At 45.0% G+C, this 13,855-nt stretch carries 15 protein-coding genes; 13 read left to right on the top strand and 2 right to left on the bottom strand.

The window, feature by feature from the left end:
- Positions 1–552: 552 nt before the first annotated feature.
- Entirely contained in the window at positions 553–1,356 is an 804-nt protein-coding gene (locus ACK1LH_RS15895; protein ID WP_029279090.1) for an NAD kinase, read from the bottom strand.
- A 161-nt stretch (positions 1,357–1,517) separates the two neighbouring features.
- On the opposite strand from ACK1LH_RS15895, the gene sppA reads away from it, so the two are divergent.
- The 10 genes from sppA to ACK1LH_RS15845 all read left to right on the top strand — a co-directional run bounded on the left by sppA (position 1,518) and on the right by ACK1LH_RS15845 (position 10,450).
- The gene (gene sppA / locus ACK1LH_RS15890; RefSeq protein ID WP_203288399.1) at positions 1,518–2,522 is read left to right on the top strand and encodes a signal peptide peptidase SppA; all 1,005 of its coding nucleotides are present in this window, start codon (positions 1,518–1,520) and stop codon (positions 2,520–2,522) included.
- A gap of 15 nt (positions 2,523–2,537) precedes the next feature.
- Positions 2,538–3,059: an RDD family protein gene (locus ACK1LH_RS15885; protein WP_411333567.1), complete on the top strand. Its 522-nt coding sequence runs from the start codon at positions 2,538–2,540 to the stop codon at positions 3,057–3,059.
- Between the two features lie 87 nt (positions 3,060–3,146).
- Complete coding sequence (locus ACK1LH_RS15880) at positions 3,147–3,839, top strand: DUF2953 domain-containing protein (protein ID WP_411333566.1); 693 nt, start codon at positions 3,147–3,149, stop codon at positions 3,837–3,839.
- Between the two features lie 15 nt (positions 3,840–3,854).
- On the top strand, positions 3,855–4,322 hold the full coding sequence (gene ytfJ / locus ACK1LH_RS15875; protein WP_029279096.1) for a GerW family sporulation protein: 468 nt from the start codon (positions 3,855–3,857) through the stop codon (positions 4,320–4,322).
- Between the two features lie 133 nt (positions 4,323–4,455).
- Positions 4,456–4,956: a thiol peroxidase gene (gene tpx / locus ACK1LH_RS15870; protein WP_029279098.1), complete on the top strand. Its 501-nt coding sequence runs from the start codon at positions 4,456–4,458 to the stop codon at positions 4,954–4,956.
- Between the two features lie 131 nt (positions 4,957–5,087).
- Positions 5,088–6,077 carry a class I SAM-dependent methyltransferase gene (locus ACK1LH_RS15865; protein ID WP_203288385.1) on the top strand — a complete coding sequence of 330 codons (990 nt, stop codon included), beginning with the start codon at positions 5,088–5,090 and terminating at the stop codon, positions 6,075–6,077.
- 243 nt (positions 6,078–6,320) lie between these two features.
- Positions 6,321–7,508 carry an acetate kinase gene (locus ACK1LH_RS15860; RefSeq protein ID WP_411333565.1) on the top strand — a complete coding sequence of 396 codons (1,188 nt, stop codon included), beginning with the start codon at positions 6,321–6,323 and terminating at the stop codon, positions 7,506–7,508.
- 107 nt (positions 7,509–7,615) lie between these two features.
- Positions 7,616–9,025 carry a Na+/H+ antiporter NhaC family protein gene (locus tag ACK1LH_RS15855; RefSeq protein WP_411333563.1) on the top strand — a complete coding sequence of 470 codons (1,410 nt, stop codon included), beginning with the start codon at positions 7,616–7,618 and terminating at the stop codon, positions 9,023–9,025.
- 71 nt (positions 9,026–9,096) lie between these two features.
- Positions 9,097–9,951, top strand: a complete 855-nt coding sequence (locus ACK1LH_RS15850; RefSeq protein WP_029279104.1) for an EcsC family protein — start codon at positions 9,097–9,099, stop codon at positions 9,949–9,951.
- Positions 9,938–10,450: a molybdenum cofactor biosynthesis protein B gene (locus ACK1LH_RS15845; RefSeq protein ID WP_029279106.1), complete on the top strand. Its 513-nt coding sequence runs from the start codon at positions 9,938–9,940 to the stop codon at positions 10,448–10,450. The genes ACK1LH_RS15850 and ACK1LH_RS15845 overlap by 14 nt, the downstream gene beginning before the upstream one ends.
- 59 nt (positions 10,451–10,509) lie before the next feature.
- Here ACK1LH_RS15845 and ACK1LH_RS15840 read toward each other — a convergent pair whose 3' ends face one another.
- A complete protein-coding gene (locus tag ACK1LH_RS15840; protein ID WP_029279108.1) occupies positions 10,510–10,821 on the bottom strand; it encodes a hypothetical protein in 312 nt (103 codons plus the stop codon).
- A 188-nt stretch (positions 10,822–11,009) separates the two neighbouring features.
- Between ACK1LH_RS15840 and ACK1LH_RS15835 the strand changes: the two genes are divergently transcribed.
- The 3 genes from ACK1LH_RS15835 (at position 11,010) to ACK1LH_RS15825 (ending at position 13,841) form a co-directional block, all read left to right on the top strand.
- Positions 11,010–12,221 carry an argininosuccinate synthase gene (locus ACK1LH_RS15835; RefSeq protein WP_029279109.1) on the top strand — a complete coding sequence of 404 codons (1,212 nt, stop codon included), beginning with the start codon at positions 11,010–11,012 and terminating at the stop codon, positions 12,219–12,221.
- Positions 12,218–13,591, top strand: a complete 1,374-nt coding sequence (gene argH / locus ACK1LH_RS15830) for an argininosuccinate lyase (protein ID WP_029279111.1) — start codon at positions 12,218–12,220, stop codon at positions 13,589–13,591. The genes ACK1LH_RS15835 and argH overlap by 4 nt, the downstream gene beginning before the upstream one ends.
- A gap of 82 nt (positions 13,592–13,673) precedes the next feature.
- On the top strand, positions 13,674–13,841 hold the full coding sequence (locus ACK1LH_RS15825) for a hypothetical protein (protein ID WP_158001618.1): 168 nt from the start codon (positions 13,674–13,676) through the stop codon (positions 13,839–13,841).
- Positions 13,842–13,855: the final 14 nt, after the last annotated feature.

The following is a 13,855-nucleotide window of genomic DNA, read 5'->3' as shown; positions in this document are numbered from 1 at the left end:
AGCTTCACTGATATACAGGAAAAGTATAACAAATAAAACAAACATGTATTGAAAGAAGTAACCGAAGAGGAAATTGGAAACAGCGTGCAAAATGAATTTTGAAATTCCGTTCATCCTCCTCTGGCGGTTATTATGGAGCGGCAAGAGGCCAAAATACTGCCCTGTAAATCAGCAGTAGCAGAATATAGGGATGCAAAAAGCCGAAATGCTGCCCTATAAATTAGGAGTAGCAGAATATAGGGATGCAAAAAGCCGAAATGTTGCCCTATAAATTAGGAGTAGCAGAATATAGGGATGCAAAAAGCCGAAATGCTGCCCTATAAATCAGCAGGAGCAAAATATAGGGATTCAAAAAGGGAAAATGCTGCCCTATAAATTAGGAGTAGCAGACTATAGGGATGCAAAAAGCTAAAATGCTGCCCTATAAATCAGCGGAGTAGAATATAAGTCAGCAAAAAACAAAATAATACCCTATATTTCATCAATCACGAAATACAGGGTATCTGCTGCTTTTTTATCCAAAGTGGACACCATTAAATCGCTTGCTTTCTTTTATAGGAATGTCCGCTTCACTTTTTCCCAGAAGGAATTGTCTTTGAGTTTAACGGTTTTAATCATGGATGGGCTTAAGGAAAGCTCGACGTTCTCGACGTGGCGGATGCTCAGGGCATCGTTGTCCATGCCGATGACAGGGTGGTCATTGCCGTCCTGGACGATTTTCAGCGTAAGCTTTCTGTCTCCGCTCAAGATAAACGGGGAACCGAGTGTTCTGTATTTATTGTTGTTCAAAGAGGCAAGCTCGCTTACTTGCAGACATGGCAGAAGCGGGTCAACCACTGCTCCCTGAACGGATTTGTTATAGGCTGTGCTGCCTGTAGGCGTAGAGATGATCATGCCGTCCCCTCTGAACGTTTCAAAGTGAAGGTCATCAATAAAGACGTCGATAACAAACGTTTTAATGATGCCGGAGCGGATGGAGCATTCGTTTAGGCACTGGAAGGATGTGTGTCCGTCAACGGTTACATTTAAGAGTGGATAACGTCTTACCTCCACTTGAGCTTCCCTCATGGCGTCAATCATCTTATCTGTTTCTTCGATTTTAAAGTCACAGTAAAGGCTTACAGTTCCTTTTACGGAAATTCCTGCATACAGGCAGTCCTCTCTGAATCCGGTTTTTCTGACAGCCTGAAGGAATGTGCCGTCCCCGCCGATGCTGACAATGATGTTAGCCTGTTTTGCATCCTGCACGACTGTAAATCCATTTTCGGAAGCGAGGGAAGTAAGCCCTTCCACTTTATGTACTAAATCATCCTGTTTTTTGTAGAAAAAGTAAACATTGCGCCGATTATCTGTCATGGTGATCCTCCTTAATGTTGGAAAAGTTACACAATCCTAGAAAATGGTGTTACAATACTTTATGGTGTTTAGTTTACCATTTTCGGCTTGAATATTAAAATAATTGCACGTGCCGGGCTAATGTTTTTCGGCCAGCAGAAACTGTTTTAGGAGGAATCAGCATGAATGGGAAACGATGGGGGGCACTTGTCACCGCAGCTGTTCTTTTCGGGGTATCCGTTGTGATCAGCTTGACAAGTATGGCTTTGGCCAACAGCAATGCCTTTACAGATGCACTTTCAGCAAACGAAGAATTTGCAGAAACGGTGCTTGAAGCAGGAAATGAATCAGACAAAATCGTCGTCCTTGAAGTGAACGGCGTGATTCAGGATACAGGTGAAAATGTGACGTCTTTTTTTGAGACGGCAGGCTACAATCATCAGCAGTTCCTGAAAATGATCGATGCTGCAGCAGAAGACAACAATGTCCGCGGCATTATGCTCAAAGTGAATTCTCCGGGCGGAGGAGTTGTGGAGAGTGCGGAAATACATAAACATTTAATGGATGCAAAAGAAAAGCATGACAAAAAGATCTATGTGTCAATGGGAACAACAGCCGCCTCAGGAGGCTATTATATCTCTGCCCCGGCAGACAAAATCTACGCAGCCCCTGATACTTTAACCGGTTCGCTTGGCGTCATCATGCAGGGAGTGAATTACAGCGGCCTTGCTGAGAAATATGGCGTGAAGTTCGAAACGATCAAGAGCGGGGAGTTTAAAGATATCATGTCTCCTTCCAGGGAAATGACATCCGAAGACCGCAAAATCCTTCAGGCAATGGTTGATAATGCGTACAGCGGATTTGTCGATGTTATTGCCGGCGGGCGCGGGATGTCGGATGCAGAAGTAAGAAAAATTGCAGACGGCCGTATTTATGACGGACGCCAGGCAAAAGAGCTGAACTTGATTGATGAACTCGGATACTCTGATGATGCGTTAAAAGGCATGAAAAAAGATTTGAAGATCGACGGTGCACAGGTAGTCGAGTATGAAACGAATGCCGGGCTTGATTCACTGCTTTCACTTGGCGCGACAAAAGTGTTCAGCGAGGAATTTGAGCTGATGGGCTTATACCGTTTCTTCTCGCAGTCGAATTCACCAAGAATGATGTATTTGTACTCAGAATAAAAGGAGGGTTTGCAGATGGATGCTACGTTTGAAGAAAACAGCCAAACCCGGGAGCAGCCTCTTTATCGCCAAGAAGAAATGGACGTCCACTATGCCGGCTTCTGGCTTAGATTCTGGGCTTATTTGATTGATATTATTGTCATTTGGAGCATCAACCGGATTGTTTTTCATCCGCTTTTTACATGGCTGGATATACCAGTATCGAAAACGTTCATTTTTTCTCCGATTGCGATTTGTTCCGCGGCCGTCTTTTACGCGTATTTTGTCCTGATGACGAAATTTCTCGGGCAAACTCTCGGTAAAATGGTGCTTGGGCTGAAAGTGATTTCCGTCAAACAGGAAGAACTGACATGGAGCACCGTTCTGTTCAGAGAGTTTATCGGGCGATTTATTTCAAAGTTTACGTGGATCGGCTACGCTGTCGCAGCATTCACTCCAAAGAAACAGGGAGTGCACGATTTGTTTGCAGATACAGCCGTTGTAACTGAATATTTGAGAAAAAGCGGAAGAATCCTTGCTCCGGCAGGGACAGAATAAGTTTTGACCGAGATAAACCTGCATCCGCCGCAGGTTTATTTTTTTTTGCCGAGGACGATACTGGAGGATTGAAAGGATGTGACAGGGGTGGCCTGGATCTGGATTTGCGCTATTGCACTTATTCTTTTATTTACGCTTATCTTATTTATGAAAATAACGATTATCGCTGATATCAGGCACGTAGGGCACGATGATGAGATAAGCCTTAAATTCAGGACTTTTTTCGGACTGCTGAAATACACCTATAAAATTCCTTTAATTAAAGTGGATCCTGATGGACCGAACCTGCTGCTGAAAAAAGAAAAAGCAGTTGGCGAAAACAAGAAGCCTAAGAACAGTGACGAAAAAGTTTCTCCTGATGATATGCTGACGAGCATAAAGGATCTGAAGGAACTGACCGAGCATATTGTGCATCTGCATGCGATCGTGAAACGGTTTCTCGCCAATATTTCCATCACAAAGTTTGAGTGGCGGTCTGAGATAGGTACAGGTGACGCCGCTGAAACAGGTTTCCTTATTGGGCCCGGGTGGACGTTAAAAGGAGCGGCTCTCGGCATCATCAGCCATTATATGAAACTGAAGAATCGGCCCATTCTTTCAATTGAGCCGAATTTTTATCAAAAGAGCTCAAAAACGATGCTTTCATGTATGCTCCACTTTCGAACAGGGCATGCTATGTTGGCGGGACTGCGCCTGCTCAAATACTGGAGAGGCGGACGTCCAACTTTACGGGATCAGCAGTTTTCTTTTTTGTCCAAGAAAAAGAACACACCAGCTTAAAGGAGGAACCTTTTTATGAGTGATCATCCAATTCAGGGCCTGATGAAGACGGCTATGGAAAATCTTAAGCAGATGATTGATGTCAATACAATCATCGGCGACCCTGTCGAAACACCTGACGGAAGCGTCATTTTGACCGTCTCGAAGGTTGGTTTCGGTTTTGCAGCAGGGGGCAGTGAGTTTAATGGAACGGGTATTGAAGAAAAGAATACCGGCGGAACAGCAGGCGGTCAGCACGACCACCATAAACATCCATTTGGCGGCGGAAGCGGTGGCGGAGTTTCCATCACGCCGATTGCCTTTCTCATTGTCGGCCACAATGGAATCAAAATGCTTCATTTAGATGAAAGCACACACCTGTACGAACGCATTCTTGATACGGCTCCACAGGCAGTGGAAAAAATTCAGGGAATCTTCAAAAAGAACAAAAATGATCACAGCCACACTGGCCATCAGCAGCAAAAAGATGATTTTGATATTTAAGCCCGGACGCCCGTCATAGGATGACAGGCGTTTTTTTTGCTGTAATTTGGGAAAAGATGCCCTTTTCCGTTGCAAACAGCGCCTGATTCAGGCTATATTTACACTGTACATATTTTCGGAGGAGGAATAGTAAATGGCGTCTATTACATTCAAGCAAAATCCGGTAACACTTATCGGAAACGAGGTAAAAGCCGGAGATACAGCTCCAAATTTCACAGTGCTTGCCAATGATCTATCAGAAGTTTCACTGTCCGATTCAAAAGGACAAGTACGCATTCTTTCTGTCGTTCCTTCTATCGACACAGGTGTTTGTGATGCACAGACACGCCGTTTTAATGAAGAAGCTTCAAAAATTGACAACCTGAAAGTGCTGACTGTCAGCGTCGACCTTCCATTTGCGCAAAAGCGCTGGTGCGCAGCTAACGGCATTGAAAATGTCCAAACCGTATCAGACCACCGCGACCTTTCATTTGGCGAAGCATACGGCGTACACATCCAAGAGCTAAGACTTCTTGCGAGAGCCGTATTCGTTGTCGACAGCAATGACAAAGTAACGTATGTAGAATACGTGAGCGAAGCAACGAACCACCCTGACTATGATGCTGCAATCGAAGCGGCTAAAGCTGCTAACTGATTAGTGTTCTTGAGAACCTCTTGCCCTTTCGGCAGCGAGGTTCTTTTTTATGAAGCCCAGGCAATCCTGCTTGAATTATCACCTCCTGATGAGTAGAATGAGGGATACGAACCATGAAGGAGGAAACGACCATGCAAGCCGTTTCGAATGTTGAAAAGCTGTTCACGATGATGAATGAATCAGCAGAGATTATTTCAAAAGAATGCAACCTTACATATATTGAAGCCGTAGCGGAAACCGGCGAAAATCTTTTCCAGAATGAAGTCCTGCAAGATGAGATGAGCGAGGTCACGAAAAAGAACCTTGCAAAAAAATATGAACAGGCAAACATCTCTTCCTTCCAAAAGGAGGAGATCCGCAAAGCCTTTCAGCTTGTTATTTTAAAGGGCCTTAAAGATGGCGCTCATGCCAATCACCAGATGACTCCGGATACAGTCGGGCTGTTTACAGGCTATTTGGTAAACAAGTTTGCAGCCGGGGAAAAGAACATTTCGATTCTTGATCCTGCTGTAGGGACAGGCAACCTTCTTACAGCCGTTCTTAACCATATTGGCGGGGAGGATGTGCTGAGCTACGGTGTGGAAGTGGATGACCTCCTGATTAAGCTTGCTTATTTGAATGCCAATCTTGGAGAGCATACTGTTCAGTTTTATAACCAGGATTCTCTTGAGCCGCTCTATGTAGATCCTGTAAATTACGTCATCTGCGATTTGCCTGTAGGGTATTATCCAAATGATGTCGGTGCAGACAAATTCACATTAAAAGCAGACAGCGGTCATTCTTATTCCCATCACCTGTTTATTGAGCAGAGTCTGAACTATACAAAACCGGGCGGCTATCTTTTCTTTATCGTGCCGAATCATCTTTTTGAGTCTGCAGAAGCGCCGAAACTGAAAGCATACTTAAAGGATCACGCTATTGTTCAGGGGCTTTTGAAACTGCCGCAAACCCTCTTTAAAGACAAGCAGCATGAGAAAAGCCTGTTTATTCTTCAAAAGAAAGGCGAAGGTGTTTCTGCACCGAAGCACGCCATGCTTGCCGAGCTGCCGAGCTTCTCCGATAAAGCAGGCATGCAGTCCATTATGAAGCAGCTTGACGGCTGGTTTAAAGAAAATAAATAACATTCACGAACCGCTCCAGCGCGGTTCTTTTTTATGTCTGACAACACGAAAAGTCAGAATTAAATGAATATGAACTGTAAACGATTGCAGGTGTGAATTGCACTTGAAATGTCTGACATGCAATGTTTAAATGAGAAAGGCAGATAATATTCGGGTTCATTTGTAAAGAATAAAGAAGAGTTGATTTTCTTTATTTTTTTAATACACAATCGTGTTTTTATATAAAAAGGAGCGGTAACCATTATGGCAAAAGTAATTGCAATTAATGCAGGGAGCTCTTCATTGAAGTTCCAGTTGTTTGAAATGCCTGAAGAGACAGTGCTGACAGCAGGTCTTGTTGAGCGCATCGGGTTAGACAATGCTGTATTCACGATTTCTGTGAACGGAGAAAAGCAAACAGAAACAACGGATATTCCAGATCACGCAGTGGCTGTTAAAATTCTTCTTTCTAAACTGACAGACCTTGGCATCATTCAATCGCTTGATGAAATTGAAGGAATCGGACACCGTGTTGTTCACGGAGGCGAAAAGTTCGACGATTCTGTCCTGATTACTCCTGAAACACTTGCACAAATTGAAGAGCTTTCAGAGCTTGCTCCTCTTCACAATCCGGCAAACGTTGTCGGAATCAAAGCATTTAAAGAAGTGCTTCCAAATGTGCCGGCTGTAGCCGTTTTTGACACTGCTTTTCATCAGACAATGCCTGACCAGTCTTTCCTTTACAGTCTTCCATACGAGTACTATGAAAAGTTCGGCATCCGCAAATACGGATTCCATGGCACGTCGCATAAATATGTATCAGAAAGAGCGGCTGAGCTTCTTGGCCGTCCGATTGAGCAGCTTCGCCTGATTTCATGCCACTTAGGAAACGGCGCAAGCATCGCTGCTATTGAGGGCGGAAAGTCTATTGATACTTCTATGGGCTTCACACCTCTTGCAGGTGTTGCGATGGGTACGCGTTCAGGGAACATTGACCCTGCCCTTATCCCGTTCATCATGGAAAAAACAGGACACTCAGCTATTGAAGTGCTTGATATCTTGAACAAAAAGAGCGGACTGCTAGGTATTTCCGGACTTTCTTCAGACCTTCGCGACATTACAAAGGCTGCTGAAGAAGGAAACGACCGTGCAAGAACGTCCCTTGAAGTGTTTGCAAGCAGAATTCATAAATACATCGGTTCTTATGCAGCGCGCATGTCCGGTGTAGATGCGATCATCTTTACGGCAGGAATCGGGGAAAACAGCATTGATATTCGTGAGCGCGTTCTTCGCGGCCTTGAATTCATGGGTGTTTACTGGGATCCTTCGCTGAACCAGGTGCGCGGTGAAGAGGCGTTTATCAGCTACCCTCACTCGCCGGTTAAAGTCATGATCATTCCTACAAATGAAGAAGTGATGATTGCACGCGACGTAGAGCGCATTGCAAAATAATGAAACGCAAAAGGCAGCCGGCATAAACGGCTGTCTTTTTTTGCGCAATTAATGGCCGTTATAGGCAATACTAAGCAGAAATGTCATGCAAAAGGAGAGCGCCAATCATGGAGTATGCCTGGCTTTCGCTTGTACCGTTTCTCATCGTTATTGCTTTTTCCATATGGCTGAAGGAAATACTGCCCGGACTTGTAGCGGGTCTTATTGTCGGCTCTTATCTTGTAAAACCTGATCTGCTTGGAGGGCTTGAGCAGGTTTTGAAGTATGTATTGAAAACACTTGAAGATGATACAAACATTCAGATTATCGGATTTCTTTATTTGTTCGGCGGACTTGTCGGCATTATGAAAATCTCCGGAGGCATCAAAGGTTTTTCAGAGTGGGTAGGCAAAAGGGTCAAATCAGAAAGAGGCCTGTTAAGCATGATCTGGCTGTCATTGCCGTTTACGTTCATGATGCCGATGTTCAGGATTATGATGATTGGTCCTGTCATTAAATCGCTGATGGAAAAAAGCGAGCTATCAAGACAAAAAGTAGGATTTACAATGGACGTTTCAACAGCCTCAACCATTGTTCTCCTGCCGGCGGGAACGGCCTTTACGGGATTCATGCTGTCACTCGTAGAAGGGGGAATTGAGCGGAATCAGCTCGATCTTCCGCCGTATCAAATCTATCTCCAGAGTATTCCGTTTAACTTTTTTGCCATCGCGATGCTGGTCCTTGGTCTTGTCGGCACGTTTAAAAAGCCGAAAAAGAAGCAGGATGAAAAGAAAGAAGCAGCGGAGGAACATCCCTATCATGGCGTCGGGCTTAAGAAAGAGCTTGAACAAGTAGAGGCTCAGCCTTGGCACTTGATTGTGCCTTTATTCTTCCTGCTGGGTCTGTCGATGTTTCTGCTGTGGCAGGACGGGACGGAAAAAGGGGCAAAGTCCCTTTTTCAGGCATTTGCAAAAGCGGATGCCACATTTGTCATGCTGCTTGCTGTGTTTTTAACACTCGTTCTGACATTAGTGTTTTACAGCATAAGACGCGTGCCGCTGAAAGAAACGCTCTATCACTTTTACGACGGAGGCAACCAGCTGATGCAGGCAATCATTCTTTTGATCCTTGTGTGGGCATTGTCTCTTTCTGCAGAAGATATCGGGTTTTCAGATTTTATCAGTTCAACGCTTGGAGATGTCCTGCCGGCTGCATTCGTCCCGACCATCATTTTTTTGCTTGGTTCAGCAGTAGGATATTTCATCGGATCATCCTGGGGGACGTGGGGGTTGTTTATGCCTCTTGGAATGACTCTCGCAGCTGCTTCAGGAGCATCACTGCCTTTGACAGTCGGGGCGGTTTTTGCAAGCGGGGCGTTTGGGGCCATGACATCTCCGCTTGGTGATACCACGATTACTACGGCATCCATTTTGGAAATGCCGGTTGTATCCTACGCAAGGTATAAATTGAAATTTACCGCAGTCGGATGTGCTGCAGCTGCGGTCATGTATGCATGTGCGGGTTTCTTTCTTAAATAACAGATCCTCATGCACGGAGCGTTCCCTGTGATATAATAAGGAAAACAATGGAGATTTACAGGAGGCTGAACATGGCGCTAACTAAACGTGAAACCGCCTTGCTTTTAGAAATCAAAAGATGGGAAGATTCCATGCGGGAGGATCTTCGCTCAGATTTTGGACGGACATACGACAAGTGGCTGAACCGGAAACTGAATCAGCTGCCGGGGCCGCTGAAAGAGAAATTTTTCGGCAAACTGGATGATATTTTGTTTCATCTGCATGCGTTTATCCAAAATTCTCATGTGCAGCAGGATGCCCGCCAGCAGCTACTAATGACGGCAAAGACGTTTCATGAAGAAATCGATCAGATAGAGGATTTAAAGAAACTGTCTGTAGATCAGCTGCATTATTTATCCGAACTGCAGCTGTCAAAGCACAGGCTTTATTCGTTCGTTCAGGGAGGCCTCGCTGGTACTGGCGGACTTTTGCTGATGGGCATTGATCTCCCCGCCCAAATGCTGCTTAACCTGCGGGCCGTTCAAATGACGGCACTCAGCTATGGATATGAAGTGAACACCCCTTATGAAATGATGACTTCTTTAAAAGTTTATCATGCTGCCATTTTGCCGAAGCACCTGAGGTATGAGCAATGGACTTCCCTTAAGGAAGAATTGCAGGACAGCGAGAGCCATCCGTTCTTTTATGAAGGGGAAGACGTGTTTGCCAATCAGGCGACACTTGATCATCTTGTGAAGCAGCTTGTCAAAGTATCAGCGATATCAATGCTGAGAAAAAAAATGATTGGCGGCATCCCATTGATCGGAATGGCGATCGGGGCCGGAGTGAACTACCAGATGACACGCCAGATCACGGAGTTTGCCCATCAGTATTACAGATACAGGCTCCTGCTTGAAAAGAAGGATTCAGATCATGAGTTTGATTGAACATAAAAAGAAGGATTTCGCTCCAATCTCCTGTAAAGTGATCACGGTCAGCGATACGAGAACAACTGATACCGACAAGAGCGGACAGCTTATGCATTCTCTTTTACAGGAAGCGGGCCATCACATAACGGAGTACGAAATTGTGCCTGATGAAGAAATGCTCATAAAGAGTGCAGCGGTCAGCGGCTGTAAAGCTCCCGGCATAGATGCTGTCTTAATCAGCGGCGGAACAGGCATTGCAAAGAGAGATGTCACAATCGAAGCTGTTTTAAGCATCATTCAAAAAGAACTTCCGGGATTCGGCGAGATCTTCCGCATGCTCAGCTATCAGGAAGACATCGGTTCAGCCGCCATCTTGAGCAGGGCGGCCGCAGGAACCGCCGACAATACAATTATTTTCTCCATGCCCGGCTCAACCGGCGCAGTCAAACTTGCGATGGAGAAGCTCATTTTGCCGGAGCTTGGGCATATTGTGAAAGAATTAAAGAAAGATCTTTGATAAAAAACCATCGCCTTTTAGGCAGATGGTTTTTTTGTATGTTTATTTAAAACTGTTTCTCAAGTATGCATCCTCTCAGACACGTGCTGATTCTGCCTGAACCACAGCCAGAGGTCATTGATGACAGATGCGTGTTCTGAGATTTCAGAATTCAGCCTGCAGGAAACAGTAAAGTCATCCTCTGAATCGAGTGCTGCCTGCTTCTTGTTTATGACCGTTTCAATTGCTGCAATCTGATCGGGTATATGGCCGCGGATATTTTCCCACTGCATAAGAATGGATTCCTGTTCCTGCTTCGTAAGCTTCTCCCACTCCACTTCAATCCTTGGGATATAGATTCCCAGACGGCTGCTGAATTCAAAGTGCTTCATCTTGATTCCCCCGTACGCATGATTTTCTTCCATTTTACATGAGGGCTGTATACAATTCACGAAAATATCGTAAAAACTTTTAAGAAATGTATTGAAAAACAGCTGATAACTTGTTAAAGTGATAGTTATTAAAATGAATTAATATAAATCTAAATTAATATTTATACATCCGAGAGGGGAAATTAAAGATGGTTGAAAATAAAAAAGTAGTTCTTGCCTATTCAGGCGGATTAGATACGTCAGTTGCAGTTAAGTGGCTTCAGGATCAAGGATATGAAGTTGTGGCCTGCTGCCTGGACGTTGGAGAAGGAAAAGACCTGGCGTTTGTTCAAAGCAAAGCCCTTCAGGTCGGCGCTTCAAAATCATATGTGATCGATGCAAAAAAAGAATTTGCAGATGAATATGCACTAGCTGCCTTGCAGGCACATGCTCTGTACGAAGGGAAGTATCCGCTTGTATCCGCGCTGTCCCGTCCGCTCATTGCCAAAAAACTTGTAGAAGTTGCTGAACAGGAAGGGGCTGTAGCTGTAGCCCACGGCTGCACGGGAAAAGGAAACGACCAGGTGCGGTTTGAAGTATCCATCAAAGCACTGAATCCTGACCTTGAAGTGCTTGCGCCGGTTCGTGAGTGGAGCTGGTCGCGGGAAGAGGAAATCCAATATGCCATGGACAACAACATTCCGATCCCGGTCAATCTTGACAGCCCGTACTCAATTGACCAGAACTTATGGGGAAGAAGCAATGAATGCGGCGTTTTAGAGGATCCGTGGGCAGCTCCGCCGGAAGGAGCCTATGATCTGACGAACGCGCTGGAACATACACCTGACACGCCTGAAATCATTGAAATTGGATTTGAAAAAGGGGTTCCTGTTACGTTGAATGGCGTTTCCTATCCGCTTTCAGAATTGATTCTTCATTTAAACACAGTAGCAGGCAATCATGGAGTCGGACGGATTGACCATGTTGAAAACCGCCTTGTGGGAATCAAATCCCGTGAAGTGTATGAATGCCCTGCAGCCATGACGCTGATCAAAGCTCATAAAGAGCTTGAGGATCTGACGCTTGTGAAAGAAGTGGCACACTTTAAACCGGTCATTGAAATGAAGCTGACAGAACTGATTTACAACGGTCTTTGGTTCTCGCCGCTTAAAGATGCGCTGATGGGATTCCTGAAAGAAACGCAGGAATATGTGACAGGAACAGTCCGTGTCAAACTGTTTAAAGGGCATAGCATTGTAGAAGGAAGAAAGTCGGAGTATTCCCTTTACGATGAAAAGCTTGCAACTTACACAACCGAAGATTCCTTTGACCACGCGGCTGCAGTCGGATTTATCTCGCTGTATGGACTTCCGACAAAAGTAAGCAGCATGGTGCAGGGGAAAAAGAAGGTGAATGTATGAAAAAGCTGTGGGGAGGCCGTTTTCAAAAAACACCCGAGAAATGGGTAGATGAGTTTGGCGCATCTATTTCATTTGATCAAGAGCTTGTCTTTGAAGACATTCAGGGCAGCCTCGCACATGTTCATATGCTTGGCGAATGCGGGATTCTTTCACTTGAAGAAGCAGAGCAGATTAAAACCGGTCTGCTTCTTCTGAAAGAAAAAGCTGAAAAAGGAGAGCTTTCTTTTTCAGTGGATTATGAAGATATCCATCTGAATCTTGAGAAACTGCTGATCGATGAGATTGGTCCAGTCGGAGGCAAGCTTCACACAGGGAGAAGCAGAAATGACCAAGTGGCAACGGACATGCACTTGTATCTGAAAAACCATGTGAACGAAATTGTCGGACTGATCTCTGCGTTTCAGGAAACGCTTCTCAAGCAGGCAAAAGAAAATGTTGAGACCATTCTTCCGGGGTATACACATCTTCAAAGAGCACAGCCTATTTCCTTTGCTCATCACCTTCTTGCCTATTTTTGGATGCTTGAGCGGGACAAACAGCGTTTCTCGGAATCCTTGAAGCGGATCAGCCTTTCCCCGCTTGGATGCGGTGCTCTCGCAGGCACCACTTTTCCGATCGACCGCAAGCTGACTGCTGAGCTTCTGGAGTTCGACGGCATTTATGAAAACAGTCTTGACGGCGTAAGCGACCGGGATTTCATTGTTGAGTTTTTAAGCAACAGCTCAATCATGATGATGCATCTGTCCCGTCTTTGCGAAGAATTGATTCTCTGGTGCAGCCAGGAATTTCAGTTTGTCGAGCTTGATGACACCTATGCAACCGGCAGCTCCATGATGCCTCAGAAGAAAAATCCGGATATGGCCGAACTGATCCGCGGAAAAACGGGACGGGTCTACGGCAATCTGTTTGCTTTGCTCACAACGTTAAAGGGTCTTCCGCTTGCATACAACAAAGATATGCAGGAAGACAAAGAGGGCATGTTTGATGCGGTCCGCACGGTTGAAGGCAGTCTGCAGATCTTCACAGGAATGATCGGCACACTCAAGGTCAAAGAGGAAAAAATGAAGAAAGCGACCACTGAGGATTTTTCAAATGCGACCGAGCTTGCCGATTATCTTGCTAAAAAAGGCATGCCTTTCCGTGAAGCGCACGAAGTGGTCGGAAAGCTTGTGTATACGTGCATCCAAAAAGGAATCTACTTAAAAGATCTCCCGCTTGCCGAATACAAAGAAGCATCTGATTTATTTTCAGAAGATCTGTTTGAAGCAATTGATCCTTACACCGCCGTTGCAAAGAGAATCAGTGATGGCGGCACCGGTTTTTCAAAAGTAAAGGAAGCGCTGCTGAAAGCTGAAGACGCTCTGTCATAAAGAAGATATTACCATCGTATTTCCTCCCCATTTCACAAACGATAACAGGGAACACAATCAGGTGACAGGGGGCTGAAAGAAGATGGGAAAAGAAAAGGATCCTAAAAACCATTCTGCCTACTTCGATTACGAAGGTGAAAATGAAACGTCTCAATTAATCACTGAAGCGTATTCAAGCGGAGTCGTTGAGCAGCAATATGAGCAAAACTTCCTGCAGGAAAATCTGCAGCCGAGAGAAGAATCAGAGTAAACAAAAAAAGTCAT

Source organism: Metabacillus indicus (assembly GCF_046603695.1).
Taxonomy (GTDB): domain Bacteria; phylum Bacillota; class Bacilli; order Bacillales; family Bacillaceae; genus Bacillus_P; species Bacillus_P indicus.
This window is presented reverse-complemented; position numbering and strand designations above follow the sequence as displayed.

Bases quoted from the DNA above. Each gene is read 5' to 3' on its own strand.
- ACK1LH_RS15865 (WP_203288385.1), top strand. From the start codon at position 5,088: ATGCAAGCCGTTTCGAATGTTGAAAAGCTGTTCACGATGATGAATGAA.
- ACK1LH_RS15885 (WP_411333567.1), top strand. From the start codon at position 2,538: ATGGATGCTACGTTTGAAGAAAACAGCCAAACCCGGGAGCAGCCTCTT.
- ACK1LH_RS15845 (WP_029279106.1), top strand. From the start codon at position 9,938: ATGAGTTTGATTGAACATAAAAAGAAGGATTTCGCTCCAATCTCCTGT.
- ACK1LH_RS15895 (WP_029279090.1), bottom strand. From the start codon at position 1,356: ATGACAGATAATCGGCGCAATGTTTACTTTTTCTACAAAAAACAGGAT.
- ACK1LH_RS15855 (WP_411333563.1), top strand. From the start codon at position 7,616: ATGGAGTATGCCTGGCTTTCGCTTGTACCGTTTCTCATCGTTATTGCT.
- ACK1LH_RS15850 (WP_029279104.1), top strand. From the start codon at position 9,097: ATGGCGCTAACTAAACGTGAAACCGCCTTGCTTTTAGAAATCAAAAGA.
- ACK1LH_RS15860 (WP_411333565.1), top strand. From the start codon at position 6,321: ATGGCAAAAGTAATTGCAATTAATGCAGGGAGCTCTTCATTGAAGTTC.
- argH (WP_029279111.1), top strand. From the start codon at position 12,218: ATGAAAAAGCTGTGGGGAGGCCGTTTTCAAAAAACACCCGAGAAATGG.
- ACK1LH_RS15840 (WP_029279108.1), bottom strand. From the start codon at position 10,821: ATGAAGCACTTTGAATTCAGCAGCCGTCTGGGAATCTATATCCCAAGG.
- sppA (WP_203288399.1), top strand. From the start codon at position 1,518: ATGAATGGGAAACGATGGGGGGCACTTGTCACCGCAGCTGTTCTTTTC.
- ACK1LH_RS15835 (WP_029279109.1), top strand. From the start codon at position 11,010: ATGGTTGAAAATAAAAAAGTAGTTCTTGCCTATTCAGGCGGATTAGAT.
- ytfJ (WP_029279096.1), top strand. From the start codon at position 3,855: ATGAGTGATCATCCAATTCAGGGCCTGATGAAGACGGCTATGGAAAAT.
- tpx (WP_029279098.1), top strand. From the start codon at position 4,456: ATGGCGTCTATTACATTCAAGCAAAATCCGGTAACACTTATCGGAAAC.
- ACK1LH_RS15825 (WP_158001618.1), top strand. From the start codon at position 13,674: ATGGGAAAAGAAAAGGATCCTAAAAACCATTCTGCCTACTTCGATTAC.